This is a genomic window from Streptomyces europaeiscabiei, from assembly GCF_036346855.1.
GTDB lineage: Bacteria > Actinomycetota > Actinomycetes > Streptomycetales > Streptomycetaceae > Streptomyces > Streptomyces europaeiscabiei.
Genome location: NZ_CP107841.1, coordinates 5,600,096 through 5,625,710 on the forward strand (window position 1 = coordinate 5,600,096; position 25,615 = coordinate 5,625,710).

19 protein-coding genes and 3 pseudogenes are annotated in these 25,615 nt (G+C 70.5%); 14 read left to right on the plus strand and 8 right to left on the minus strand.

Translation table 11 applies throughout. The features are described from left to right. Nucleotides 1-13 precede the first annotated feature (13 nt). From OG858_RS48200 to OG858_RS24525, 7 genes and pseudogenes are all read left to right on the plus strand, one after another. Nucleotides 14-142, plus strand: a pseudogene (locus tag OG858_RS48200) (mandelate racemase/muconate lactonizing enzyme family protein); the annotation flags it as partial. A gap of 279 nt (nt 143-421) precedes the next feature. Further along, entirely contained in the window at nt 422-1,510 is a 1,089-nt protein-coding gene (gene chvE / locus OG858_RS24500) for a multiple monosaccharide ABC transporter substrate-binding protein (RefSeq protein WP_086748430.1), read from the plus strand. Between the two features lie 231 nt (nt 1,511-1,741). Next, a pseudogene (locus OG858_RS24505) lies at nt 1,742-2,109 on the plus strand (zinc ribbon domain-containing protein); the annotation flags it as partial. A gap of 69 nt (nt 2,110-2,178) precedes the next feature. Continuing rightward, nucleotides 2,179-2,349: a DUF4287 domain-containing protein gene (locus OG858_RS24510; protein WP_086748429.1), complete on the plus strand. Its 171-nt coding sequence runs from the start codon at nt 2,179-2,181 to the stop codon at nt 2,347-2,349. Between the two features lie 102 nt (nt 2,350-2,451). Further along, the gene (locus OG858_RS24515; protein ID WP_086748428.1) at nt 2,452-3,459 is read left to right on the plus strand and encodes a CPBP family intramembrane glutamic endopeptidase; all 1,008 of its coding nucleotides are present in this window, start codon (nt 2,452-2,454) and stop codon (nt 3,457-3,459) included. A gap of 463 nt (nt 3,460-3,922) precedes the next feature. Beyond that, entirely contained in the window at nt 3,923-5,563 is a 1,641-nt protein-coding gene (locus OG858_RS24520; protein ID WP_319068759.1) for a serine/threonine-protein kinase, read from the plus strand. After that, nucleotides 5,560-6,441 carry a hypothetical protein gene (locus OG858_RS24525; protein ID WP_328544450.1) on the plus strand — a complete coding sequence of 294 codons (882 nt, stop codon included), beginning with the start codon at nt 5,560-5,562 and terminating at the stop codon, nt 6,439-6,441. The genes OG858_RS24520 and OG858_RS24525 overlap by 4 nt, the downstream gene beginning before the upstream one ends. Nucleotides 6,442-6,801: 360 nt before the next feature. Here OG858_RS24525 and OG858_RS24530 read toward each other — a convergent pair whose 3' ends face one another. Then, complete coding sequence (locus OG858_RS24530; RefSeq protein ID WP_373420808.1) at nt 6,802-7,347, minus strand: sensor histidine kinase; 546 nt, start codon at nt 7,345-7,347, stop codon at nt 6,802-6,804. Here OG858_RS24530 and OG858_RS24535 point away from each other — a divergent pair. After that, nucleotides 7,250-7,741 carry a HupE/UreJ family protein gene (locus OG858_RS24535; protein ID WP_373420807.1) on the plus strand — a complete coding sequence of 164 codons (492 nt, stop codon included), beginning with the start codon at nt 7,250-7,252 and terminating at the stop codon, nt 7,739-7,741. The genes OG858_RS24530 and OG858_RS24535 overlap by 98 nt on opposite strands. 1,407 nt (nt 7,742-9,148) lie before the next feature. Here the strand turns inward: OG858_RS24535 and OG858_RS24540 are convergent. Then, nucleotides 9,149-11,794 (minus strand): RICIN domain-containing protein, encoded by a 2,646-nt coding sequence (locus OG858_RS24540; RefSeq protein WP_086748425.1) that lies wholly within the window; start codon nt 11,792-11,794, stop codon nt 9,149-9,151. Between the two features lie 1,114 nt (nt 11,795-12,908). Here OG858_RS24540 and OG858_RS24545 point away from each other — a divergent pair. From OG858_RS24545 to OG858_RS24555, 3 genes are read left to right on the plus strand one after another with little or no spacing between them, the layout of a single operon-like run. Beyond that, nucleotides 12,909-13,277 carry a hypothetical protein gene (locus tag OG858_RS24545; RefSeq protein WP_319260703.1) on the plus strand — a complete coding sequence of 123 codons (369 nt, stop codon included), beginning with the start codon at nt 12,909-12,911 and terminating at the stop codon, nt 13,275-13,277. After that, nucleotides 13,274-13,948: a YeeE/YedE family protein gene (locus OG858_RS24550; protein WP_328544449.1), complete on the plus strand. Its 675-nt coding sequence runs from the start codon at nt 13,274-13,276 to the stop codon at nt 13,946-13,948. The genes OG858_RS24545 and OG858_RS24550 overlap by 4 nt, the downstream gene beginning before the upstream one ends. Then, nucleotides 13,948-14,364, plus strand: a complete 417-nt coding sequence (locus OG858_RS24555; protein WP_086747439.1) for a YeeE/YedE thiosulfate transporter family protein — start codon at nt 13,948-13,950, stop codon at nt 14,362-14,364. The genes OG858_RS24550 and OG858_RS24555 overlap by 1 nt, the downstream gene beginning before the upstream one ends. Before the next feature lie 367 nt (nt 14,365-14,731). Here OG858_RS24555 and OG858_RS24560 read toward each other — a convergent pair whose 3' ends face one another. Further along, nucleotides 14,732-15,583: an LppX_LprAFG lipoprotein gene (locus OG858_RS24560; protein ID WP_086747440.1), complete on the minus strand. Its 852-nt coding sequence runs from the start codon at nt 15,581-15,583 to the stop codon at nt 14,732-14,734. A gap of 553 nt (nt 15,584-16,136) precedes the next feature. Between OG858_RS24560 and OG858_RS24565 the strand changes: the two genes are divergently transcribed. Beyond that, nucleotides 16,137-18,935 (plus strand): alpha/beta hydrolase, encoded by a 2,799-nt coding sequence (locus OG858_RS24565; protein WP_319260711.1) that lies wholly within the window; start codon nt 16,137-16,139, stop codon nt 18,933-18,935. A 313-nt stretch (nt 18,936-19,248) separates the two neighbouring features. Beyond that, a complete protein-coding gene (locus OG858_RS24570; RefSeq protein WP_086750952.1) occupies nt 19,249-20,013 on the plus strand; it encodes an alpha/beta fold hydrolase in 765 nt (254 codons plus the stop codon). Nucleotides 20,014-20,240: 227 nt separating this feature from the next. Here OG858_RS24570 and OG858_RS24575 read toward each other — a convergent pair whose 3' ends face one another. Beyond that, the gene (locus tag OG858_RS24575) at nt 20,241-20,864 is read right to left on the minus strand and encodes a TetR family transcriptional regulator (protein WP_179201275.1); all 624 of its coding nucleotides are present in this window, start codon (nt 20,862-20,864) and stop codon (nt 20,241-20,243) included. Nucleotides 20,865-21,172: 308 nt separating this feature from the next. Continuing rightward, on the minus strand, nt 21,173-21,997 hold the full coding sequence (locus OG858_RS24580) for an SDR family oxidoreductase (protein ID WP_086750950.1): 825 nt from the start codon (nt 21,995-21,997) through the stop codon (nt 21,173-21,175). 168 nt (nt 21,998-22,165) lie between these two features. Here OG858_RS24580 and OG858_RS24585 point away from each other — a divergent pair, with 168 nt between their 5' ends. Then, nucleotides 22,166-23,023 carry a helix-turn-helix domain-containing protein gene (locus tag OG858_RS24585; protein WP_330346569.1) on the plus strand — a complete coding sequence of 286 codons (858 nt, stop codon included), beginning with the start codon at nt 22,166-22,168 and terminating at the stop codon, nt 23,021-23,023. Between the two features lie 114 nt (nt 23,024-23,137). On the opposite strand, the pseudogene OG858_RS48205 reads toward OG858_RS24585, so the two are convergent. From OG858_RS48205 to OG858_RS24600, 3 genes and pseudogenes are all read right to left on the minus strand, one after another. Then, nucleotides 23,138-23,314 (minus strand): annotated as a pseudogene (locus tag OG858_RS48205) (molybdenum cofactor biosynthesis protein MoaE); the annotation flags it as partial. Nucleotides 23,315-23,348: 34 nt separating this feature from the next. Continuing rightward, nucleotides 23,349-24,338: a GTP 3',8-cyclase MoaA gene (gene moaA, locus OG858_RS24595; RefSeq protein WP_319260719.1), complete on the minus strand. Its 990-nt coding sequence runs from the start codon at nt 24,336-24,338 to the stop codon at nt 23,349-23,351. A 115-nt stretch (nt 24,339-24,453) separates the two neighbouring features. After that, on the minus strand, nt 24,454-25,608 hold the full coding sequence (locus OG858_RS24600) for an XdhC family protein (RefSeq protein WP_319260722.1): 1,155 nt from the start codon (nt 25,606-25,608) through the stop codon (nt 24,454-24,456). Nucleotides 25,609-25,615: the final 7 nt, after the last annotated feature.

The window sequence follows — 25,615 nt, forward strand, 5'->3', positions numbered from 1 at the left end:
AAAGGCGAGTGCCCTGCGTAGCAACGGAGTCAGCACACACGTGGCCGGAACGCCGTGGCGCAGCCTGACCCATGCCCAGGTGCACACCGACAGCGGGATCGCGGCAGCCGACGGGACCCGGGACGCCCAGGCGTTGGGGCACCGGCTTGAGCGACGTGCCGGGCGACCTGATTCGCGATGATCCCAGCGAGGTCCGTCGGCCGCTCGGCACCGCTGAGGCGCGTGCACCAGGCCCGCCGACGACCTCGGCGAACCATGTGCGGACCCATGACGCCGCCGTGCGGACCCATGAGGTCGCCGTGCGGTGCCGCGAGGTCGCAGGACGGATTCACGGGGTCGCGGAACGGATCCTCCGCGGCTCGCACCGCTCCACCTGACGTTCGGTCCGTCTCGACGACGACAAGAACAGGGAACGATCACCATGCCCAACCGAAGAGCCGCCCTTGCCGCCCTCGCCGGAGCGGTCTCCCTCGCCCTCACGGTGTCCGCCTGTGGCGGCCAGACCAGCGAGAGCACCCCCGAACGCGGCACCATCGGCATCGCCATGCCGACCCGGGCCTCCGAGCGCTGGCTCACCGACGGCAAGAGCGTTGTCGAGGACCTCCAGGCCAAGGGGTACAAGACCGAGCTGCTCTACGGCGAGGACAACCCGCGGACCCAGGTCTCGCAGATCCAGAAACTGATCAAGCAGGGCGTCGACGCACTGATCGTCGCGGCCATCGACAACAAGTCGCTGAACGGCGCGCTCGAACAGGCCGCCGCCGCGGACATTCCCGTGATCTCCTACGACCGACTCATCCTCGGCTCCAAGAACGTCGACTACTACGTCTCCTTCGACAACGAGCAGGTCGGCCGGCTCCAGGCCCGCCACATCATCGAGAAGCTCGGCCTGGAGGACGGCAAGGGCCCGTTCAACATCGAACTGTTCGCCGGCTCTCCCGACGACAACAACACCAAGTTCTTCTTCGACGGCGCGATGCACCTGCTGCAGCCGTACCTGGACAACAAGCAGTTGGTCGTCCCGTCCGGCCAGACCGAGCTCGACCAGATCACCACTCTCCGCTGGGACGGGCCCACCGCGCAGAAGCGCATGACCGGGGTCCTCGCCGAGTCGTACGGGAGCAAGCAGGTCGACGCGGTCCTGTCGCCGTACGACGGCATCTCCATCGGCGTCCTGACCGCGCTGAAGGCGGTCGGCTACGGCACCGCCGGCAAGCCCCTCCCGGTCATCACCGGCCAGGACGCCGAACTGGCCTCGGTGAAGTCGATCATCGCGGGTGAGCAGTCGCAGACCGTCTTCAAGGACCTCCGCCAACTCGCCGAGGTCGCCGCGAACATGGCCGACGACATCCTCAACGGCGAGACACCGGAGCTGAACAACAGACGGGCGTACAAGAACGGCGTCAAGGCCGTGCCCGCCTACCTGCTGCAGCCGATCAGCGTCGACAAGAGCAACTACGAGTACGTCCTGGCCGCGAGCGACCTCTACACCGACGACGAGCTCAAGTAGCCGTACGACCGTGCAGGACCCGCCTCGCCCGTCGAGCAGGCGCTGCGGGCTCCGTGGCCGAGTGACCCGGATCACTTCTGGAGGCCGATGACATCCGCGGCCCCGCGCCGGTCATGACCGACAACACACGCCGACGTGCGTCGTCCGGCTGGCCGTTCGGCCGGCCGAGGGAAAGGACGCGACCGACATGACGGCACCTGTGAAGGGCCCCGCCGGCTACCGGGATTCAAAGGACTCGCGCGCGGCAAGCTGGCCAAGAGTGTCCACGATGCCGGATGGTCGGCAGTCGTCCACATGCTGGAGTACAAGGCCGCTCGGTACGGGCGGACCCTGGTGAAGATCGGCCGGTTCGAGCCGACCTCCCAGACCTGCTCGGCGGCGGTATCAAAGACGGACCCAAGCCCCTTAACGTCAGGGAATGGACCTGCACCGCCTGCGGCACCCTCCACGACCGGGGCCACAAGGCCGCGATCAACGTCAAGAAAGCCGCCGGACTGGCGGTATCAGCCTGCGGAGCGCCGGTCAGACCGGGACTCGTCCCGGCACAGCGCGAAGAAACAGGAAGCCGCGGATTCCCGCCCGAAACCTGTGCCGCGTAGCGGCACAACAACGGACGAGAAGGCCGGAATCCTCGGGCTTCAGCCCGAGGAGCAAGTCAATTCCCTTCGATCGAGAAGAAGTACGGCCGTCCGATAGGGGAGTGGACGGACCTGACCCGGGCCTCGCCCCTCACCAAGCACATGGAACTCGTCTCCTGGCTCGAGAACGAACACGGCCTCGGCCACGGCCACGCCAACGCGCTCGTGGCGCACACGCTCGCCGAACACGCCGGCGGGTGAACCGGCCACGGCCGCTGCCGGGACGGCGTCTGCCCCGGGTCGGAGACATTGATCGTCCCCACGGCTGACGTCACGGCCGTCCACCGCCGGGATGCTCGTCACATGACGACGCACACCACCGACGGGCCGCACCAGTTTCCGGGCCTACCCCGGTACCCGGCCGCCACACCGCCTGCGGAGCCGCTCCCGTACCACCGGCTGGCCCTGGCGACCGGCGATCACCGGTGGTGGCGACCGCTGCTGGGGACCGGCGTGGTGCTGGTCGGAGCGGTCCTCGTCACGGTGGCGGTGCTCGTCGGCAGCGAGATCGCCGGTGCGGTCCTCGACCGTCCCCGCGACGCCGACGGCAACCTTCTCTGGGGCGGCATCGGCGACACCGCCCTGGCGCTGCTGTCCCTCGCCCTCACCATTCCGGTGGTGGCGCTGGCCGCGCGATGGGTCCAGGGCCGCCCGCTGGGGACGGTCTCGTCGGTGGCGGGCGCGCTGCGGTGGCGTCGGCTGGGGATGTGCCTCGCGGTGGCCCTGCCCGTGGCCGCGGCCACCCTGGGCATCTCCATGCTTCTGCCCGAACCTGCGGGCAGCTCGCCGGAACCGACGTGGGCCGGCCTGTCGCCGTTCCTGCTCGGCCTCGCGGCCGTATGCATGCTGGTGCCGTTCCAGGCCGCGGCCGAGGAGTACGTGTTCCGCGGCTGGCTGGCGCAGGCCGTCGGAGCCTGGTGTCGCTCACCGTGGATCGCGGTCACACCTCAGGCGGTGCTCTTCGCCGCCGCGCACGGCTGGGGGACCCCGTGGGGGTTCGCCGACCTGGTGGTGTTCGGCCTCATCACGGGCCTGCTGACCATCCGCACGGGCGGACTCGAAGCGGCGATCGCACTGCACGTCCTCAACAACCTCCTCCCCATGGGCATGCTGTCGGCGATCGCAGGCGGCCTCGAAACCGACGAGACGGCCGCCGACATGAACTGGATGATGCTGGCCGTCGACGTCCCCCTGGTCTCCCTCTACGCGGCAGCCGTCCTGTGGCTGAGCCACCGCCGCGACCTCCGCGCATCGACCGCTCCTCCGCGTAGCGCCCAGGCCGTTTCTGACGGCTCTGGAAGCCGTTCGTGAGCGGTCACGGACGGGTCCGGTGAGGCAGCCGGCGCCTCACGAGTCACCTCGCGTGGCGCCGATCGGCCGGATGATCTCCGACCGGCAGCCATCAGAAGCGCCCTGGGGAGTAGGGAGCGGGCGTGCGGGCCGCGACCCGGCCCTCTACCCCCTGCCGTGATGCGTCATACGCTCCGGTATATGGCGCCACCTGCGTCACGTCCACTATTCCCGTCACATCCACTATTCCCGTCACGTCCATCATTCGCGTCGCGAGACCGAACCCCGGGGACCCGAGCGCTGGACGATGGCGAGATTCGTTCCCCTTCGCGCAGAGCGCGGCGGCGATGGCGCGGCTGTGCGCACTCCACCCACCGTCTGCCCGCACTGCAACCGCGGTGGCTGAAAAGTGTGTCTCTGGGTGCGTGGTCCGAAGCTGCGGGGCGAGTGAGGTTCCGGCAGCACTGCAGCCTTGGGGGCTGGAATGAACGCATGGGCGGTGCCCGGATACACCGAGGCGTCGGAGCTCGGATCAGGGGCGAGCGGGCGGGTCGTCCTTGCCGTGCACCAGGAGACCGGCGTCCCGGTCGCGATGAAGTACCTCAGCGAGTCACTGCGTACCCGGCCCGGCTTCGTACGCGACTTCAGGGCGGAGGCGCGCCTGCTGGGCGGCCTGGAGAGCCCGTACGTCGCCGGGCTGTACGAGTACGTCGAGAGTCCGGACGGCGCCGCGATCGTGATGGAGCTGGTGGACGGTGTCTCGTTGCGGGCCCTGCTGACCGGCCGGGGCCCGCTCGATCCCGAGGCCGCCCTCGTGATCCTGAAGGGCTCGTTGCTCGGTCTGGCCGACGCGCACCGTGTCGGCGTCGTCCACCGCGACTACAAGCCGGCGAACGTCCTGGTCATGCCGGACGGGGCGTCCAAGCTCGTCGACTTCGGGATCGCGGCGGACGTCGGCACCAGTGCCGGAGCGGCGGGAACCCCCTCCTACATGGCCCCGGAGCAGTGGACCGGCGCGCCGGCCTCTCCATCCGCCGACGTCTACGCGGCCACGGCCACGTTCTTCGAGTGCCTCACGGGCCACAAGCCGTACCCGGGCGACAATCTCGCCGAACTCGCGCTGCAGCACGCCGATGCGCCCGTCCCCGCCGAGGAGGTCCCCGAGGCGGTGCGGGACCTGGTGCGGCGCGGTCTGGCCAAGGACCCGCACGAACGGCCCACGCACGCCGAGGCGTTCGTCAGGGACCTGGAGATGGCCGCCGGCGCCGCCTACGGGCCCGACTGGGAGGAACGCGGCCGCGGTCGGCTCGCCGCGCTGGTGGCCCTGCTGCCGCTGCTGCTGCCTTCGGCCCGCGGCGGCCCACGGACCACCACGGACACCGCACGCACGGTACTGACCCGGGACCCGGGGCACGGCTGGGCGCGGTCGTGGCGGCCCGACCGGCCGGGGATGCTGGTCTCCGGTGCGGCCGCGCTGCTGGGCGTGATCCTGACCTACGGCATCCAGCACACCCCCGGAGCGGCTCCGCAGCAGGCGGCGCAGGCCCTGGCCACCACCAGTGCCCAGCCCGGTGTGGAGTCGGGAGGGCCCACCGCTCCGACCGCGACGACCGACACCTCCTCGCCGCCCCCGACGCCCACTGTGTCACCCAGCCCGTCGGCCTCGGCCTCGGAGACCGCCGCCACCGGAGAGCCCTCGGCGGCCCCCACCACGGCTGGGGCCCCGGAGACGACGACGCCCGGTGAGACGACCCCCGGAGCGACGCCGACGACCGCTTCCCCCAGCTCTCCGGCCGCTCCCGCCGTCAAGGACGTCACGGTGTCGGGCTTCCGGCAGACGGGTCCGACGACCGCCACGACGACGATCGACATCACCACGGACGGCACCGGGCCGCTCTCCCTCACCGTCTCGTGGTTCGCGGGCGACGTCGGCGGACAACCCGGCACCCCGGACGGTGCGGTCCAGACGCTGGAACGCAGCGGCGCCACCCAGTACACGCTCACCGTCGATCACACCTTCCAGAGCAACGGCTGCTACTGGTCGGTGCGGGCCACGACGACTCCGGCCTCCGCCGACGGCGGTGCCTCGCAGCAGCTCCTGACCAGACGGTGTGACATCCGATGACCGCTCAGAACGACCGCACCGGCACGTCCGCCGAGGACCAGGAGCCCACCTGGGTGCTTGACCATGTGGGGGACGGGGAGCCCACTGGGGTGCTTGCTCCTGCCGAGGATGGGGGCTCCACCCGGGTGTTCGATCATGTGGAGGATGGTGAGCCCACCTGGGTGCTCGCTCCTGCCGAGGATGGGGGCTCCACCCGGCTGCTTGCCCCCGCCGACGAACCTGCCCGGAGCGACGAACACGCCACGAGCGACGAACCCCGCTCCGCCGACGCCGAGTACAGCGCCACCGTGCTGGCCAGCCACTGGATCCAGAGGCCCGAGCCGGACGCCACCCTCCACGGGCCGTTCTCCACGGAGATCCCGCCGACGCCGCCGGATCGTGCCGAAGGCACGATGCTGCGTTTCGGCCCGGGAGTGACAGCCGCCCTCGCGCACCGAACCCACAGGACGCTGCCTGCGGTGCCGCCGCCCCCGGCGCCACCACGCCGCCGACGTCTGCGCCGGCATGCTCTGCCCGCGCTGGTACTGATCTCCGTCCTGGCCCTCCTCGCCTGGCAGCGTCTCGGCCCCTCCGTCGCGGTGCGCACGGCGGCGGTCACGGCCCGGCCGACGGTTCTGGGATGCGGTGACACAGCGGAGATAGTCGGCCTCGTCGCCACGAACGGTCGGCCGGGCACGCTCTCCTACCGCTGGATCCGCAGTGACGGCACCGCCTCCGGCACGCTGCGCGAAGTGGTGGTCAAGGGCCAGAGACAGGCACGTCTGCACCTGCTGTGGACCTTCCAGGGCAAGGGCCGTTACGCGGCACGGGTCGAGCTGCGCATCCTTTCCCCCACGAACCGCACGGTCACCACCGACCTCACGTACCGATGCCCCTGACCGATCCCCGCCGACAGGCGGGGTGATCCGGGCCGGGAGGCGGGGCACCTTCCGAAGCCCGCCGGATGGTTGACCGCCTCCGCCTCGGCGGAACATGCTGCGCCGACGGCGCGGCCGGGTTGGACTCGGCGCGGTTCCGGTACCTCCGGTGACATCACCGGCGGACGGAGGCAGGACGACGGCCTCGCGAGCCATGGCACGGCCGGACGACTCACCGGACCACTTACCGGACCACTCACCGGACCACTCACCGGTCCGGTCCGGCTGTGGCACCGGCCGGGCGTCGCGTTCGGCAGAGCCGAGATCGCACACGACAGGCAGCGGGCGGCACGGGCCCCGAGCCGTCGGTGACGTGTGCGGTCAGTCCGTCGCCGCGGTCGTCGTCCGAGGGCCGGGACCGGGCAGGAGACGTGACCGGCTCACACTGAAGCCCACGGTGGCGCCGCCGCCGGGCCGCGTGCCCGCCGACACGTCTCCGCCGTGGGCCGTCGCGACATCGTGGACGATGGCGAGGCCGAGTCCGGACCCGGCCAGGCCGCGAGCGCTGTCGGCCCGGTAGAAGCGGTCGAACACCCGGCTGATGTCGGCGGCGGCGATGCCGGGGCCCCGGTCGCGGACGGTGATCTCTCCCCGACGGACGCGTACCTCGATGGGGTCGTCGCCGTCGGCGTCGAACTTGGCGGCGTTCTCCAGCAGATTGCCCACCGCGCGTTCGAGGGCCTGGGGGCGGCCGCGGACCACGGGGCCGTCGGCGTTCGCCGTGGGCCACTCGCTCACCCTGGCCCTGGCGGCCTCGGGATTGGTCCATGTGCCGTCACGGCCGGTCGAGACGCTCATCGCCTTCTCGATCGCGGTGTCCGCGGTCCATGCGCTACGGCCCCTGGTGGCACGCGGTGAAGTGCTCATCGCCGCCAGGTTCGGTCTCGTCCGCGGGCTGGCGTTCGCCTTGCTCATCAGCGACCTCGGCCTGGACCGCGGGTCGCTCGTGGCCACGCTGCTGGGCTTCAACCTGGGGATCGAACTGACCCAGTTGCTCGTCGTCGCCCTGATGATGCCGTCGCTGGTCGTGCTGGCCCGCACCCCGCTCTACCCCGCTTTCCGCATCGGGGTGGCGGTGATCGGGCTCGTGTTCTCGGTGTCCTGGATGCTGGAGCGCGCGACGCTGACCGCCGTCGACCCGTTCGAGGGCGTCCAGACCTGGCTGGTCGGGCACCCCCTGCTCGTCGCCGGGACGGTCGCGACACTCGCCGTCGCCGCCCGCCTCCGGTCGCGGGTGCCCTGGACGCCGGCCGGAAGGTGAGTTCCGCGTCCGGCGGAGCTGTCCGCCGGCCCGGGTGTCACTCCGGGGCGCGCATGGAGGGGCCCTGGTGCCGTACGGCACCAGGGCCCCGAAGGAACTGCTACACCATCTGCCGGCCCTGGAACGGCGCCGGCCCTGTGTTTCCGCACGCCCGACCGAGACACTGTCGGGGACGCCGGGATCGCGGTTGCTCGACCGGAGACCACCTCACTATCGATGTCCTGCGGTACCCGGACTCAGGACTTCAGCCCGGGCGATCCTGATGGCGCTCGGCTCCTCCGTTCTTCCCTCGGCGATCAACTGCTTTTCAAACGGGGGACTGCGACTGCTGGATACTGCTCAACTGCGTACTGCTGGTGATGCGTGCTGCTCGGTGGCCTGTGACAGCGCCACTCTTCGGCAGCCAGCCCCGTCGCCCGTCCTGCGTCCGCTCTGGCTTGGAACCCCACTGCCGAACCTCCCGGTGCGCGCGCCCGCAGCCGACGCCTTCACCGAGGTACTGCTCACTGACTTCACTGCTGGGTACTGCGCACTGCACCTACGGGTACTGCCACCGCGTCGACCGCGGCCCTGCTCACGGCGGCCCCTGATCACCGCGGGCCACCCGGTCCGGTCGTCAGCCCCGTCGCCGTCCTGCGACAACCCTGGCTTCGGAACTCCACCACCGCACCGTCCTGCGAACTGCAACTGCGTACTGCTGCCCGGCAGTTCGTGTCTGCCGGGCCCTGCTGTCTCTCTGGGCTACGAGAGAAACCATAACCACAGCACCATCCAATGTCTACTCTAGCCGACATAGATTTTCGCGTGTTCGACAGTGAAGTAATCGACTTCGAACAGTGATGGAGAGGGGGCGGGGCGTCACCGCCGGTTCAGCGGGCCGCAGGCCGGGGCACAAGCACCGGGCAGGCGGGACCAGGCATTGCCGATGAGTGCGGCTGAGGAACTGTGTCCGTCGGGAGACGCGAGAGCCGTACGGCTGCCACCGCATGTGGTGACCCTGTGGCACGAGTGGCGACTGCGCGCGGTCAAGGCGGCCTGGGACCGGACAACCTGCTCCGCTTCAACAAGAACATCCCTCCGGCGACTGCGGGATGACCCGCACGCCGACGGAGGGGCAACGGAGGGCAACGGAGGGCAACGGAGGGGCATACGGGCGGTCCGACGCGTCAGGGCGCTGCTCCATGGCTCGGTCAAGGGCTGACCACCACCCCCACCACACCTTCGAACGGTCAGGCACCGAGCGCATGTGCGTCTCGACCCCATGAACGGCACTCTCGCCGTTGCCCATCAGTGATCACCCCGCCCCGAACCCTGGGCCGCCCCTGACGGACGCGGGACGGAGCGAGGTCCCGCAGCCGTGGCGGGGCCGCAGGCCGTTGTGCCCGCGGCCCCGCCACGGCGTCGGGCTCAGGACGGGTTGCCGTACTGGAGGCCGCGTCCGTTGGTGCCGACGTACACGCGCCCGAAGGTGTCGGGGTCGCCGGTGATGACACCTACGCCGCCGATGCTGCCCCACTGGTGGGCGTCGTCGTTGACGCGGAGCCAGGTGGCGCCCTTGTCGGTGGAGCGGAAGACCCCGGTGACGTCCTTGACGGTACCGATCAGGTACAGGGCCTGATGATCGGCGCCCGGTGCGGCCTTGCCGAAGCCGAGGGCGGAGGCGGACTTCACCGTGGTGAGTGTGGTGAAGGTCCGGCCGCCGTCGGTGGAGTGCAGCAGCCCCTTGCCGCCGCCGGAGATCCACAGGTCTCCGGCGATGCCGGGGACGGCCGTGAGCTCGCCGTCGGGCAGGTTGGTGGCGCGGGCGGAGAAGGTCGCGCCGCCGTCGGTGCTGGCGTGGAGCTTGCCGTCTGCCAGTGAGTAGAAGGTCCTGGCCGAGGAGCGGTCGGCGACGACCACGGCGCCGGTGCCCAGGCCGCCGACCTTCGACCAGCTCGCCCCCTTGTCGGTCGAGCGGTACGGGGCCTGACCGGACTGGGTCCACACGACGGCGGAGCCGTCCGCCGCGAGCGCGACCTGACCGCTGTCGGCGCTGCCCACCGGCTCCGATTTGAAGCCCTTCCAGCTGCTGCCGCCGTCGGTGGAGTACGCGCCGTCCTGCGCGCCGCCACGGCCGACGCGGACCATCGCCGAGGGGTTGGACTGGGCGAAATCGATGTCGGTGCTGGTGATCATCATCGGGTTGTCCAGCCGCCCGGCGGGCACCTTCGTCAAGGAGTCGTGGCGGAAACCGCCCAGGTCACCCATGGCGGAGATGACGGTGGCGCCGCCCGGCGGGGCGATCGCGTCGAACAGGGCGGTCTCCTCCAGCCCCTGGGACCCCACGGTCCAGTGGCTGGTGCCGCCGTTGTCGGTGGCGCCCGCGTCCTTGCTGCGCCAGATGCCGCTGCCGGTTCCGTACAGCACGTGCCCGGAGTCGAACGGGTCGATGGCCAGGGCGGTCATCCAGTGCCCGATGCCGGTACCGACGTAGGGCGCACCGGAGGCGTCCCGCTCCGACTTCGCGGCCTGTGCCTTCCAGGTCGTGCCACCGTCGGTGGTCCGGTACAACTCGTCCTGAGGCCACCAGCGGTGGAGGGTGGCGACCATCACCGTGGACGGCTTCCGCGGGTCGACGGCCAGACCGGAGAACCCGTAGTTGCCCCGGGACGGGGAGACGTCCTTCCACGCACCCCCGGCCGGCGTGTACTTCCACACCGAACCCGCCGTCGCGTCGCCGATGGAGTTGGCGTACGCCAGGTACAGCGAGCCGTCGCCGGAGACCACGCCGTGCTGCGGCATCTCGCCGGTGGGCTGCCCGGAGACGGCCTGCCAGGTGCTGCCGCCGTCGGTGGAGCGGTACAGGGAGGTGGACTTGTCGGCGACGCCGACATAGACCGTCCTGCTGCCGGCCGAGCCGTACGTCACGAAGGCGATGCCCGCGCCGCTGCTCGCCCCGTCCTTGACGGGGAACGAGGAGACCTGACTCCATGTCACGCCGTGGTCGGTGCTGCGCCACAGGCCGTTCTTGCGGGTGCCCAGCAGCAGGGTGCCGCTGTCCGCCGGGTTGATCGCCAGCCGTTCGCCCGCCCCGCGGCCGTGTTCGTTGGCGCCCAGCTTGAACGGCAGTGCGGTGCGCTTGAAGGTGCGGCCCCGGTCCGTGGAGCGCAGCAACTCGGCGTTGCCCGCCCAGCCGTTGGTGTAGGTGCCCGCCGCTGCGTAGAACCGGTCGGGGTCGACGGGGTCCGTGGCCAGCGAATCGATGCCCAGCAGGTTCCAGTCCTTCTCGTCGACCCAGTCGGTCAGCGGGATCCACCGCTCGGCGGCGGCGTCCCAGCGGTAGGCGCCGCCCATGTCGGTGCGCGCGTACAACAGGCCCTTCTCGCGCGGGTTGAAGACCAGCCCGGTGACGTAACCGCCGCCCACCACCTGGGCGTTGTCCCACACATACGGTCCGGCCGCGGCCGTGGTCTGCTCCTTGCCGGACCCGGCCGCCTTGGGCTCGGCCGTTCTCACCAGCTTCCACTGCTGGTTGGTGCTGCCCTTGGCGTGGTACTGGATGACCGCCGCGCCGTTGGCCGTGGAGCCTCCGGAGACGTCCAGGACCCGGCCGCTCCTGCGGGAGGTGAAGGTGACGGCGTCGGAACCGCTCACATCGTCGATCCGCCACTCCTGGGAGGTGGAGGAACTGTCGGTCTGCTGCTCGGCTGCGGCCTTCTCGGCGGTCGAATCGCCCGCTATCCCCAGCACCTTGCCGCTGTTGCGGTTCACCAGCTCGTAGTAGCCGCCCCCGGTGGGCTTCAGCTTCCACTGCTGGTTGGCGGTGTTCTGGTCGGTCCACTGCTGGATACGGGTGCCGTCGGCGGTGGAGAAGCTGTTGACGTCCAACACCTTGCCGCTCTGCACGGAGACCAGCCGGTAGTAGGCATCGCCGTCGACCGTCGCGGCCTGCGAGTCCTCCTGCGCGAACAGGAGATACGGCACGACGAGGGCGGGCGCGCCGAGCAGTAGACCGGTCGCGGTCCAGCGACGGCGGTGACGCCCGCGGCGCCCGCCGGTCGTGGGGTTGTTCATCGGGAGGTGTTCTCCTTGCATGCCGATCACCAGACGAAGGCGGATCCATGCCTCGGAATGGCCGGATCCGACTCCTTGTGGTCACAGGCGGCGCAAAGGGTTGCCTTGATCCGGAAACTCTCTGCAGGTCACCTCGTGTGCGGGAGGCGTTGCTCAGCATCGGGGTGTCGTTGGTGCTCATGGAGCCGACGGGCTCGGCCAAGAAGGACACCGAGCCGGGTGTCCCTGGCCCGGCCCGGCGTCACCGACCGCTTGCGGTCGGCGGTCGTACGGTCGTACGGACGGACGTGAGGGCACGCCGCTCCCAGACTGGACTGGACTGGACTGGACTGGACTGGACTGGACTGGACTGGGCCGGGCCGGGCCGGGCTGGGCCGGGCCGGGCTGGGCCGGGCCGGGCTGGGCCGGGCTGGGCTGGGTAACAGGCAACACCGGGCAGTTGACCCGGGAGTGTCACTTGGAGTGGGTGACGTGACAGGAACTGGTGCCCCGAGCTCGGGAAGTGACGGCGCTCGCGTCACCGGATGGCTTCCGGCCTGGGCATACGCCACTCGGTCTCATGATCGACGTGGCCGACGAGATGGGCCTGATGGTCATCGACGAGACCGCGATCCGCGGCACGGGTGCGGCCGCGAGCCGTTCGGGCGTCCTCGGTGCGTTCCTCGGCTCCCGGTCGAGGCGGGTCCGTGAACGGCCGCCGGCGAAGCAGGGGCGGCGGCATGCAGACCAGGATCGAGGTCCTTGCCTGAGCGGCACTGCCTCGGGCGACGGCGACGGCGACGCGCGACTGTGCCGGCGGGTGCGTCACGCCTCGCTGACGGCGGAGAAGCCATTGGCGAGGACTCAGCGCACCTGCGGCCACTGCCACGTGTGCGGCGAGGACTCAGCGCACCTGCGGGCACTGCCGCGTGTGCGTGCACTGCCTGCCACCCTCGGAATCCTCGCCCGAACCGCCGAAACAGGAGTCTCCTCAGTATTGCCGGGCGCCCGTTGCCCGTGCCGGTTCACCAGTGCTTGACTTCGCAGGCTCGGTGACTGTGCGACAGACACGAACAGCTAGGTGCCGACGACAACTACCCCGCGTACGGGCGGTTCACGTCGGAAAGGAGAACGCGTGAGCTGCCTACACGCGACCAGATGTCCCCTCTTCCCCTACCTCAGGTCGAGTCTGCAGGGCTGGCGGGACTACTACTGCGACAGCGAACAAGAGTGGCGCGGCTGTGCGCGCTACCGGATGTCACTTGCCGGTGAGGGCGTGCCGATCACCCTGCTGCCCAACGGAAAAACGGCGAGCTACATCGACTTCACGGGTACCGACGCGTCCCCCTCCGATCCGTCCACCCCCACCACTCCCACCACTCCCACCACCCCCACCACTTCCGTTCCACAGTCACCCGACGCCGGGGGCCGGCCCGGCTCACGGCAGCCTGGCCCCGAGGGCGGCTGGAGCCGGTTCGTCAAGTGGATGAGAGGCTCCGCGTGAGTACCTACTGGCCCTGGTGGGCGGGGGCCCTCGGGCTTGCCGTGCTGACCATCGGCTACACCCTCGCCACCGACCGGTCCTTCGGCGTCTCGGGCGCCTGGGACCGCGTGCTGCACTGGCGCCGCGAACGCGAACTCGAGCGGGCGGAGGAGGAGTTCGCCGACGAACGTGCTCTCACCGCCGCGCTCGTCAAGGCCGGCGCCGACCATTTCGCCACCCTCCCGGCCGTACCGGCCCCGAGGGATAGGTCGCATGGGGAACCGTCGTCGGCCCCGCCCGTCGAACCGTCGGCGGCCTCGGCCTCGGCGTCGGCGGTCACGACGACGGCGGTCACGCGTCAGCGCCCGGCCCCGTTGGCCACCCAGGCCGCCCTGCTGATATCGATTTTCCTCGGCGGGCTGATCGCCTCCCTCGCCTCAGGGCGGTTCCACCTCCGCCTCGACATGGGACCGGGTTTCCGGAACCTGGTCACGGCCGACCCGGTCGCCGTGGTCGTCCTGCTGTTCACGGGAGGCGTGCTGGTCGGCTTCGGTACCCGTCTGGCCGGTGGTTGCAGCTCCGGCCACGGGCTCAACGGCTGTGGTCGGCGCGACCCGGTCAGCATCGTGGCGACGGCGACGTTCTTCGGTACCGCCGTCGCCGTGTCGTTCCTGCTGTGGAAGGTGATCTGATGCGTACCAGGGGCGGAATCCTGCTGGCCAACATCATCACCGGGTTGGCGCTCGGCTTCACCGTCACCAGCATCGGCTTCGGTGACTACATGGAACTGAACCGCATGTTCACCTTCCAGGACCTGCGGATGCTCCTGTCGTTCGCCGGAGCAGTCGTGATCATCGTGTGCGTGTTCGCGCTGCTGCGCGTCCGTCGCACCCCGGGCCGCATACACGCCGGAGTGATCCCCGGCGCAGTACTGTTCGGCACCGGCTGGGCGATCTCCGGTGGCTGCCCGGCAATCCCGATCATCCAGGTGGCCGGCGGTTACCTGCCCGCACTGGTCACGATCGTCGGCATCGTCGTCGGCATCCGGCTGTGTCGCTGGGCAAGGGGCCGGTTCCTTCGCATCGACAGCGGCTCGTGCGAACTGTGAGACCCGTCCGGACCCGAGCCGACTGAGCCGTCCGGACATGACCGGACCTGACCGGACCTGACCGGACCTGACCGGACCTGAGACGACAGAGCAGGAAGCGGCGGGCGGAACGACGGAGGGATGCTGAACGCCCGGCATGGTGACACCGACGAGTGTCTGCACAACGTAGCGGCGTGGCGTGAGGCGCCGTTCTACTCGGTGGTGGGGTGTTGGGCTCCGTGCGGGGGCGTACACCTGGTTCGTGGGCGACCGGCTGCCGGTGCAGGGACGGCTGCGGGTCTCGTCTGAACGGCAGTGATACGGGGTTGAATGAGACGGAAACCGAGACGGGCCGGCGGTCAGGCGTTCTCCTCTGCCCAGGTGACGCTCAGCCTTCCTGCGTGTCGTCCCCGAGTGGGGTGGTGTCCTTGGCCGGCGGGGCTTTGATGGCCACAGGCTGATTGATGTCGAGGAAGGTGATGGTCAGGTCGAGCGGTCCGTCTCCGGTGCCGGCAAGCATGTCGTTGTGTTCGGCCCGCATACGGAACTGTTTGGTGCGGTCGTCGCCGTCTGTCCACAGGTCCATGGTGAGCGGGTCGGAAACTTCCAGCTGCATGAACTGATCGAGGCGCTCTCGAATCAGACTGCCGCTGTTGACCGTCCCCTTGTAGTGCGTGGTCCTGGCGCCGTCGACGGTCTCAGTGCCGATCAGCCGCAGGTCCTTGGACCCGGTCAGAAGCGTGGACTGAGCAGTTGGGGTTCCCTGCAACTGACTGGGCAGCACGCCGTAGGACTGGTTGTCCACCGCGCCGCGTCCCCAAGTGGCTGGTGCAGCACTGAGCCAGCGCTTGCCGTTCAGCTTCTCGGAACGCACCCCACTCCCGCCGACGTACATCGCCTCGTCGACGAACCGGATTTCCAGATCGCCGTCCCCGCCCTGGCCGGCAGCAGAGGTCATCTTCATACTCATGGCCAGTGGTTGCGTGCTCATGGAGACCTCGGCCTCCAGACGGCCTTTCGACGGCACGGTCCCGCTGATCCGATAGTGGAGTGACGTGATGTCCTCGGAGTACTTCGCTGCCTTCGCCACGGCCGCCGCGGGAGTCACCTCGGGTGGGTCTGCAACCGCGGAATCGGTCTTGGTACCCCCTCCGCAGGCAACCGATCCCCCCGCGAGCAGTACGGCCACGCACGCCACTCTCGTCACTACTCTGCGCGGTACGGAAACAAGAGCGGACATTCCCGCAAACCCCCATAGTCAGATGGCAGATCCATGCCAAGGCCGCGAGCCTAACTCGGGCTGTGTCCTGGGGGCTTGTGAGATATGCGCGACGCGAGCAGCGAACTCGGTGTCGTACCGATGACGAGTGATGGTGCGTCAGTGGCTCCGCCCTTGGCTGGTTTGCGGCTTCAGGCCCGTGCCGCTGGACCGCCGGCCGGTGACGGCGGCGATGCACTCGAAGTCCCGGTCGCGGCGCAGCGGAGTGACCCCTGCGACTCGGCCGTGGTTGCCCCCACCGTCGGCACGCCATGGCCCCTGCTCCACCTACCGGGCGGGCACGCCGCCGTACCCGCGACCGGCGATCGGTGAACCCCCTTCACCTTCACGGACGTTGGCCAACCGGCAGACCAACTGCCCCTGGTGACACGTGTGTTGTTGTCCGAAAGGGGCGGAAGTTGTGCCAATGCTGTGCGAGGAGGTGACAGAGTGATCGGATGTGTTGCATTTGGTGCGTCGGGGGAGCCCGGGGCCCGTGGGGTTCTCGGGGCACTGACCATGAGGAGGAACAGAAGTGATCCGTGTCTCGCGCGTGACGGCCGCTGTGGCAGCGGTCCTCGCGCTGGCGCTGGTGTCGCCGGGGGCGGCGCTGGCGGTGCCGGAACCGGACCCCGGGCTGCCGTCCGCTCCCGCGTCAGCGGGGCGGCTTCCCGAGGGCTGGCGGACCACCGGGTCCGGGGAGTCGGCAGAGCTGGTGTGGCGCTCGCCCGAGAAGGTGCCGGTGGGCGATGCCCAGGTCGAGTTCCGCAGCGGGGAACGCCTGTTGGGCACCCCCAGACCCGCCGCGGACGGGCGCACCTTCCGGCTGCCGCTCGACGGGGTGCGCCTCGGAAGGACGGACGACCTGCGGGTCGAGGCCGCAGGGCGCCGTCTGGACGCGGCCGGAGCGAAGGCCACGGCCCGTGAGCGCCGCGGACTCGACAGCCCGTCGGGCCCGTCGCGCCTGCCGCAGGCCGCGACCGTGAACAAGGTCGACCCCGGTGTGGCCGGTTCGTTCCGTACGACCAGCGGTGAGTACTCCCTGCCGTCGGTCCACCTGCCCGGCTACGACACCGACGTGGAGATGAAGGCCGTGGTGGTCGCACCGGAGGGCGCCACGGGCAGCCGCCCACTGGCGCTGTTCCTCCATGGCCGCCACGCCACCTGCTTCAAGGGCGACGACCTGACCCTCGAATGGCCTTGCCCGGCCGGCCACGAGGCGGTGCCGAGCTACCGCGGATACCTGCACGACCAGCAACTCCTTGCGTCCCAGGGCTATGTGACGGTCTCAATCTCGGCCAACTCCGTCAACGCCCAGGACTGGCAGGCCGACGACGCCGGCGCCCAGGCCCGCTCCTCGCTGATACGGCTGCACCTGGCCCACTGGGCGGACTGGGCCGCCGACCCGTCCACGGCCCCCGACGTCGTACGACGGGCGCCCCGCGCCGACCTCGGCCGGGTGCTGCTGGTGGGCCACTCCCGCGGCGGTGAGGGCGCCGACAGGGCCGCGCTGGACAGCCTCACCCCGCCGCCCGCCGACCAGGACGGCTACCACGGCCGAACCCGCTGGACGATACGTGGAACCGTCCTCATAGGCCCCACGATCTTCGGCCAGAACCCCGCACCCGATGTGCCGTCCGTGTCGATCCTGCCGGGCTGCGACGGAGACGTCATCGACCTCCAGGGCGAGTACTACGTCGACGGCACCCGTGGCGTCAGCCGCGGCAAGGCCCTGCACAGCGCGGTCTACATGACGGGTGCGAACCACAACTACTTCAACAGCGAGTGGACCCCCGGCCAGGCCGCGGCACCGGCCGACGACGACTTCTCCTACGGCGGTGACGAGCACGACCCGCTGTGCTCGCCGGGTACCGCCACCCGGCTCACCGCCGGGCAGCAGCAGAAGGCGGGCTCGACGTACATAGCCGCCGCGGCCCGGCTGTTCGTCGCCGGTGACGACCGGGTCCGCCCGCTGCTCGACGGGTCCCCCGCGCGTGCAGCCTCCGCCGGGCCCGCCCGCGTCCTCACGCACGCCGTCGGCGCCGCCCGCTCGGGGGCGTTCCTTCCCGCCTCCTCCGCCAAGGTCAGTGGCGGCCGGCTGTGCGCCCAGGTGGACCCGGACCCGAAGGTCTCCTGTCTGGACCCCTCCCTCAGGACCGCTTCCCCGCACTTCGCCCAGTGGCGGAGGGTGACCCCCGGCAAGGAGCCGGACCGGTACGCGCTGGCCATGAACTGGAGCCGCTCCGGCACCACCACCGAGCTCAGCCCCGCCCACCCGGTCTCCCTGCCCGGCGCGACATCGCTGAGCCTGCGCGTGATCGTCCCGCCGAACACCACCGGCACCGAGCTGGACGTCGCCCTCACCGACACCTCCGGCAAGCGGGCGAACCTCGGCCGGGTCCGCGTCGACGGCGTGCCGGGCACCTCCCGCACCTCCTCCTACTGGGCGCGTGAGGTCCGCGTACCGCTGTCCGCCGAGACCCGGGAGCGCATCGACCTCGGCCACGTCAGAACCCTGCACCTGACCCCGCGTACCGAGTCCGGGAAGGCATGGCTGGTGGACGCCTACGGCCGGCGCCCCGGCACCCCCGTCGTCGAGCCCGCCAAGCTGGCGCGCGTGGACGTCGGCAACCTGACCGTCAAGGAGGGCGACTCCGGCTCGCGTACCTACCAGGTGCCGGTACGGGTGTCCGGGTCGGGCAGCGGCGTGGTCCGGCTGTTCGTGGACGAGCCGGGCAGTGACTTCCCCGTCGTGCGCACGGTGAAGGTCCGGGCGGGCACCCGCGTCGACGTACCGGTGACGGTCGAGGGCAACACCCGCTACAGCTCCGACACGGACCACCGGGTGGCCGTCAAGACCGTACGTGGCGCGGTGGTCGGCTCCTTCCTGGGCGGCGTCACCGCGCAGAACGACGACCCCCAGCCCACGGTGACCATGACACCGGTCGTGGACCAGGTCACCGAGGGGCAACCGCTGGTCTGGCGGATCACCCTCTCCGCCGCCGCCGACGTGGCCATGTGGACGGACCTGCAGATGCTGCCCGTCTCCGAGGGCGCCGAACTGTCCACCGAGGACGTCCCCGCGACGTGGCTGGACGAGCACTTCGGGGCCTCGCCGGATCCCGAGCGACCCCTGTCCGCGGTGTCGGACGGCGCGCTGCTCATGTCCGAAGTGCCCGCGGGCAGCCTGAGCATCGACATGTCCGTGCCCACCGTCACCGATCAGCTGAGCGAGGACACGGAGTCGCTGCGGCTGCGTCTTTGGACCTACGACGCCGACGGGGAGGCAGTCGAGGGCCCGGAGTTCACCGGCACGGTACGTGACGCCTCCTAGCGGAACACCCGTGCCGTACAAGGTTCCATGACGTGTCGTCGGCCCTCCCGCTCCCGGCGGGAGGGCCGACGACACCGCCACGCCGCCCACCGCCACGCCGCCCACCGCCACGCCGCCCGCCGCGACGGCTCTGATCGGACTCCGGCAACCGGGCGGGCGCCGTCCCTGGTCCGGGCGACCGTACGTACGTCCACGAAGTTCGCCCGGACAGGTCCTGGTGCTGCGACCGGCGTGGTTCGCCGGGCTGATGGGCGGGGAAGCGGCGGTGCCGATCGGGAGGCGTTTCGAACAGCCGCTGCGTAGGGTCTGCCGGATGACGCTCTCTCATGATGTGGCCGGAGACGGTCCGGTGCTGGTGCTGTTGCATTCCGGGGTGTGTGACCGGCGGATGTGGGATGCCCAGTGGCCGGCCTTGATCGACGCCGGTTACCGCCCGGTGCGCTGCGATCTTCGGGGCTTCGGTGAGACCCCAGCGCCGGACCGGCCTCACAGCGACGCCGAGGATGTGCTGGCCCTCCTGAACGGTCTGGGCATCGCGCAGGCGGCACTGGTGGGGTCCTCGTACGGGGGGCAGGTCGCCTTGGAGATCGCCGCGCGCTGGCCGGATCGGGTGAGCGCCATGGGGTTGATCTGTTCCGCCCTGCCCGGTCATGAACCTTCTGCCGAATTGAGTGCGCTCGGGGAGCGCGAGGAAGCGCTGATCGAGGCGGGGGACATCGGCGGCGCGACGGAACTGATGGTCGAAACCTGGCTCGGCCCGGACGCCGACGACACCGCCCGCGAGATGGTACGCCAGATGCAGCGGCACGCCTTCGAGCTGCAGCTGGCCGCCGCTGAGGAGTTCGAGCCGGTCGAGGCCGTGGTTGATCTGGCGGCAATTCAAGCGCCCTGCCTCGTCCTGTCGGGCGCGCATGATCTGGCGGACTTCCGACAGATCGCTGCCCGACTGCCGCGTCTGCTCGCGAACGCCGACCACGTCGAACTGCCATGGGCAGGTCACCTTCCCAGCCTGGAGCGGCCATCGGCCGTTACCGATCTGCTGATCGGCTTTCTCAAGGAGAGAGTCCCTGCCGGTTGAGCCTGCTCGCGGCCCGTCCTGTCATGCGGCGTTGAGGAGGGGGCGTCCACCAGGTGATCTCGCGGCGGGCCGGCAGACGGCGCAGGGCCTCGCGGCCGATCCGTATCGGGCGGGCGACCCGCCCACCGAGGGTCCAGGCAGCCGAGCCCGATCTCGTTGGCGTGATGGACGGGTCAGCCGCTTCCGGCCGTGGCAGAGCCGGCGTGCCGACGGGGCGGCGGGCCCGGTTACTCCCTCAACGCGCCCATCGCCCGGTCGAGCAGCACGGCCAGCGGGACAGTACCCTCACAGGCCACCCATCCCGTGGCGGCGACATCCAGGCAGGCGAGCGCGGCGGCGGCCAGTGCGCTCGGTCTGGTGTCCTCGGGCCGGTCAGGGCTGGTCCCCAGCCGCCGGGCGATCTCCGGCAGCAGCAGTTTTTGCCAGCTCAGTTGCTTCTCGTAGTGCCGGGCGCGCAGTGACGGGGTCTCCTGGAGCATGCGCAGATAGCTGAGTGCCTGCTCGGGCGCCTGGTCGTTCATCCGCGTGAGGACGTCGAACGACCGGCGCAGTGCCTCCCAGGGCCGTTCGTCATCGGGGCGGGCGGCGAGCGCCTCCGTGATCTGGCGGCCGGATTCCGCCAGGCGTCCCAGGACGATGTCTTCCTTGGTGCCGAAGTACCGGAACAGACTGGCGCGCGACAGGCCCACCTCGCCGGCGATCTGGTCGACGGTCGTCCGGTCGAACCCCTGCTCGGTGAAGAGCCGGTGCGCCACCTCGACCACCTCGGCCTGAACCGTCGCACGCATGCGCTCACGCAAGCCGGGCGGCTTGCGTGCGGGCTGGTCGGCGGTACGGGCGGTCTCGGCCATACGAAAAGGGTACAGCAAGGGCTCAATTTGATACTCAGTATCAGGCCGTAGGCTGCGCGGGGTCGTGGCCGCCTCCCTGCCTGCCTGCCCGGGCAGGCAGGCAGGGAGGCGGCGACCCGATGCAGGCCACGGACCGAACCCACACCCCACGGCACCTGCCGGACCTGCCGGACCTACTGGCACTTCGGGCCGTTCAACGCCTCGGTCGGCGAGGCCGCAGCCGCCCGCTGCGGACGTGCGCACGCTCGCCGACCGCTCCCGTGGTTGCGGGGGCGTGCGCCGGCCTGGCCGGCGCTGCCGACGCACGGCTATGCGGCGTCGCCCTGGGCCTGCGTGGCGACGTCGGCCCATTCCTCCCAGGTCTTCAGTCGCTCGGCGTAGACCTGTGGGACGAGGTGGAGCGGGGCGGTGCCGAAGAAGGCCCGCAGGGGCGGGTTGTCGGCGTCAACGATCCTCAGCAGGGCCGCGCCGGTGGCGGCCGGATCGCCGGACTTGATGTCACCCCAGGCGGCGGCGACGGCCGCGCGCAGCTCGTCGTAGGCGGGCAGTTGCGCGGCGAAGGTGGCGGAGGAGCCGGCCCAGTCGGTTTCGAAGCCGCCGGGCTCGACCAGGGTGACCTTGATGCCGAAGCCGGCGACCTCCTGGGCGAGGGCCTCGGTCAGGCCTTCCAGGGCCCACTTGGAGGCGTTGTAGCCGCCCAGGTTGGGGAAGGAGACGACGCCGCCGACCGTGGATATCTGCACGATGTGGCCGCTGCCCTGGGCCCGCAGAAGGGGCAGGGCGGCCTGGGTGACCCACAGGGCGCCGTAGAAATTGGTCTCCATCTGCCCGCGGACCTGCTGTTCCGTCAGCTCCTCGACCGCGCCGAACAGGCCGTAGCCGGCGTTGTTGACGACGACGTCCAGGCGGCCGAAGTGCTCGTGCGCCCGCCGGACGGCCTCGAACGCGGCGGCCTTGTCGGTGACGTCCAGCTTCAGCGGCAGGATCGCCGCGCCATGGGCGGTCACCAGGTCCGCCAGGGAGTCGGTGTTGCGGGCGGTGGCCACGACCTTGTCGCCGCGCTCCAGGGCCGCCTGGGCGAACTGGCGGCCGAAGCCGCGCGACGAGCCGGTGATGAACCAGATCTTGCTCATGAGAACACTCCTGTTTGCAATGAAGTCTTATTCAGAGACTCTATACCCATGTGAGACTGAGTATCAAGATGAGTGGTGGGGTCGATGCTGTACGCTGCTCCGCACCAGCGAGGCCCGTTCGGCAACTGGAGGACAGAGATGTCTTCGCATGTGGTGTCCGGTGACCAAGTGACGTCCGGACTCGACCGGCGTACCGAGCTGAGGGAGTTCCTGCGTTCCCGCAGGGCCCGGCTCAGGCCCGAGGACGTGGACCTGCCCTCGTACGGGCGGCGGCGGGTTCCCGGGTTGCGGCGCGAGGAGCTGGCGCAGTTGGCGGGGGTGTCGTACGCGTACTACGCACGCCTGGAACAGGGATACGGCGACACCATGTCGGCAGAGGTGCTGGACGCCGTCGCCCGCGCCCTGCGTCTGACCGAGGAGGAGTGTGGCCATCTGATCCGGCTGGCCCAGCCCGACCGGCAGAGCACGACGCAGCCCGTGCCGCCCCCGCAGCGACTGCGGCCCACCGTCCAGCACCTGATCGACACGCTCGGCGTGCCCGCCTATGCCGTAGGCCGGCGCATGGACATCCTGGGGTGGAACCGACTCGCCGCCGCCGTCTTCGGGGACTGGGGCCAACTGCCGCCCGAGGAGCGCAACGTGGCCCGGCTGGCCTTCCTCTCGCCCGAGGCGCGCAGCCGCTTCGCCGACCCGGAGCGCGTGGCACTGAGGGTCGCCGGCGTTCTGCGCATGAACGCCGGCAAAAGTCCCGGTGACGCACACTTCTCCTCCCTGATCCAGGAGTTGTCGCAGAAGAGCGAGGAGTTCCGGCGGCTGTGGGCACGGCACGACGTGAGCTGCGGAATCGTCGGCGAGACCGTGCGGATGCGGCACCCGCTGGTGGGGGAGTTCGACCTCGTCCACGAACCCATGACGCTGCCCGGGGGCGCCCCTATGCGGCTGATGACCTACTCCGTCGAGCCGGGATCCCGGTCGGAGGAAGCCCTGCGGATGCTGGCCAGTTGGGAGATGGAGCAGCTGCGCTGAGACCTGGGACCCATGACACGATGCGCCGACCCGGTCATCGGTACCGTCCCTGAACTTCTGGTGTTTCCGGATGGGCACCTCGGGCTTGAGGTCGCCGGCCGGTTTCCTGCGGGCTACGAAGGCATCTCCTCGGTGCGGACACGGCACGGCGACCACGAATGCCGGATCTCCCACCTCGTCGTCACCGCCCCGGTGCATCGCGTCGAGGGCGCGCACCGGGTGGTTCCCCAGGCCGTCGACGTCCGCGCCCGCGTCCTGACCGGGGTGCTCATGGGCTCGGTCGGCGGCCATGGCTCCGTACCTCTCTGTCTGCCCTGCCACTGGGTCAGCCCCCGATCGCCGACATCGGTCTCTCCGGCTGGACGAACGAGGGATCGTCCAGGCCCGAACCCGCCTTCTTGCTCCACATCGCCGTCCGCCAGATCCGGGCGATCTCCTCGTCGGGGACGGCCGAGCGGAGCGCGGCACGCAGATCTGTCTCCTCGCGGGCGAACAGACAGGTGCGTACCTGGCCGTCGGCCGTGAGGCGGGTGCGGTCGCAGGCCGCGCAGAAGGGGCGGGTGACCGAGGCGATCACGCCGACGCGGCGCGGGCCGCCGTTCACGAGCCAGCGCTCGGCCGGGGCGGAGCCGCGCTCCTCGTCGCCCTCGGCAGTGAGGTCGAAGCGGGTGCGCAGGGAGGTCAGTATGTCGTCGGCGGTGATCATGCCGTCGCGCTTCCAGCCGTGCTGGGCGTCCAGGGGCATCTGCTCGATGAAGCGCAGCTCGTAGTCGTGCTCGACCGCCCAGGCCAGGAGGTCGGGAGCCTCGTCCTCATTGAGCCCGGGTACCAGGACGGAGTTGACCTTGACGGGGTTCAGTCCGGCGGCGCGGGCGGCTGCGATGCCGTCGAGGACGTCCTGATGGCGGTCCCGGCGGGTCAAGGTCCTGAAGACGTCCGGGCGCAGGGTGTCCAGGGAGACGTTGACCCGGTCCAGGCCCGCGGCCTTCAGGGCCGTCGCCGTGCGTTTCAGGCCGATGCCGTTGGTGGTGAGGGACATCCGAGGGCGCGGGCCGAGGGCGGCGATCCGCTCGACGATGCCGACCAGGCCGGGGCGCAGCAGGGGCTCGCCGCCCGTGAAGCGGACCTCCTCGATGCCGAGGGAGGTGACCGCGATGTCGATCAGGCGGACGATCTCGTCGTCCGAGAGCAGGTCGGGCTTGGCCAGCCACCGCAGGCCCTCCTCGGGCATGCAGTAACTGCAGCGCAGATTGCAGCGGTCGGTCAGTGAGACCCTCAGGTCGGTGGCCACCCGGCCATGGGTGTCGATGAGCACGTGGGGCCTCTCCTCAACGCCGATCGGATTCTTGTGGCTCGTGGCTCGTGGCTCGTGGCATGTGGCTCGTGGCTTGTGGCTCGTCTGTGAGCGGGCGACGACTCGGCGCGCGCTGTCATACGGCCAGGAGTTCGGCCGGAGATGGCATCCGGGCCGCGGGGACGGACCTGTGGATGGGACCGGGGACGCGGGACAGAGGCAGGCCGGTGCCGTTGTTGGAGTGGGCGATGATCTCGGCGGTGATGGAGATCGCTGTTTCCTCGGGTGTGCGGGCGCCGAGGTCGAGCCCGATCGGTGAGTGCAGGCGCGCGAGGTGCTCATCGCGCACACCGGTCTCCCGCAGCCGGTCCAGGCGGTGTTCGTGGGTGCGGCGGGAGCCCATGGCGCCGATGTAGCCGACGGGGAGGCCGAGGGCGAGGCGGAGGAGGGGGATGTCGAACTTGGCGTCGTGGGTCAGGACGCAGATCGCGGTGCGGGCGTCCACCTGCGTGCCCTCCAGGTAGCGGTGGGGCCAGTCGACGACCACCTCGTCCGCGTGCGGAAAGCGGGCGTGGGTGGCGAAGACGGGGCGGGCGTCGCAGACGGTGACCCGGTAGCCGAGAAAGTGTCCGGCCCGGCTGAGGGCGGCGGCGAAGTCGACGGCGCCGAAGATCAGCATGCGGGGCGGCGCCGCGCGGGTGTGGACCAGGAGCGTCAGCTTCTCGGGGCAGGTGTCGGCGTCCCCGCCGACGTCGACGCGGCCGGTCCGGCCCGCCCGCAGCAGCGCGCGGACCCGAGTGGCCGCCGCCCGGTCCTCCCCCTGACCGCCCAGTGTCCCCTCGTACGCGCTGCCGCCCCCGGAAACGGACAGGGTGCGGCCGAGAAGGCGCTGCGGCCCGTCCACCACCTGTGCCACGGCGACGGGCAGACCGGACAGCACCTGTTCCAGGGCGGTGGTGAGGTGGGGCCGGCCGGCGGGGTCGACCCGCTGCACCAGGACCTCCAGTTCGCCACCGCAGGTCAGGCCCACGGCGAAGGCGTCGTCGTCGGAGTAGCCGAACCAGGCCCGTTGCGGGGGTTCGCCCGGCTCCAGCACCTGTTGGCACAGCTCGTGGACGGCGCCTTCCACGCATCCGCCGGAGATGCTGCCGACGACGTTGCCGTCGGCGTCCACGGCCAGTGCGGTGCCGACCGGCAGGGGCGCGCTGCCGCTGACCTGGACGACGGTGGCGAGGGCGAAGGGGCGGTCCTCGCGGCACCAGCGGTACAGCGTGTCCGCGATGTTCAGCATGAGTGGC

Bases quoted from the DNA above. Each gene is read 5' to 3' on its own strand.
- OG858_RS24520 (WP_319068759.1), top strand. From the start codon at position 3,923: ATGAACGCATGGGCGGTGCCCGGATACACCGAGGCGTCGGAGCTCGGA.
- OG858_RS24600 (WP_319260722.1), bottom strand. From the start codon at position 25,608: ATGCTGAACATCGCGGACACGCTGTACCGCTGGTGCCGCGAGGACCGC.
- OG858_RS24525 (WP_328544450.1), top strand. From the start codon at position 5,560: ATGACCGCTCAGAACGACCGCACCGGCACGTCCGCCGAGGACCAGGAG.
- OG858_RS24555 (WP_086747439.1), top strand. From the start codon at position 13,948: ATGCGTACCAGGGGCGGAATCCTGCTGGCCAACATCATCACCGGGTTG.
- OG858_RS24515 (WP_086748428.1), top strand. From the start codon at position 2,452: ATGACGACGCACACCACCGACGGGCCGCACCAGTTTCCGGGCCTACCC.
- OG858_RS24580 (WP_086750950.1), bottom strand. From the start codon at position 21,997: ATGAGCAAGATCTGGTTCATCACCGGCTCGTCGCGCGGCTTCGGCCGC.
- chvE (WP_086748430.1), top strand. From the start codon at position 422: ATGCCCAACCGAAGAGCCGCCCTTGCCGCCCTCGCCGGAGCGGTCTCC.
- OG858_RS24570 (WP_086750952.1), top strand. From the start codon at position 19,249: ATGACGCTCTCTCATGATGTGGCCGGAGACGGTCCGGTGCTGGTGCTG.
- OG858_RS24575 (WP_179201275.1), bottom strand. From the start codon at position 20,864: ATGGCCGAGACCGCCCGTACCGCCGACCAGCCCGCACGCAAGCCGCCC.
- OG858_RS24530 (WP_373420808.1), bottom strand. From the start codon at position 7,347: ATGAGCACTTCACCGCGTGCCACCAGGGGCCGTAGCGCATGGACCGCG.
- OG858_RS24540 (WP_086748425.1), bottom strand. From the start codon at position 11,794: ATGAACAACCCCACGACCGGCGGGCGCCGCGGGCGTCACCGCCGTCGC.
- OG858_RS24560 (WP_086747440.1), bottom strand. From the start codon at position 15,583: ATGTCCGCTCTTGTTTCCGTACCGCGCAGAGTAGTGACGAGAGTGGCG.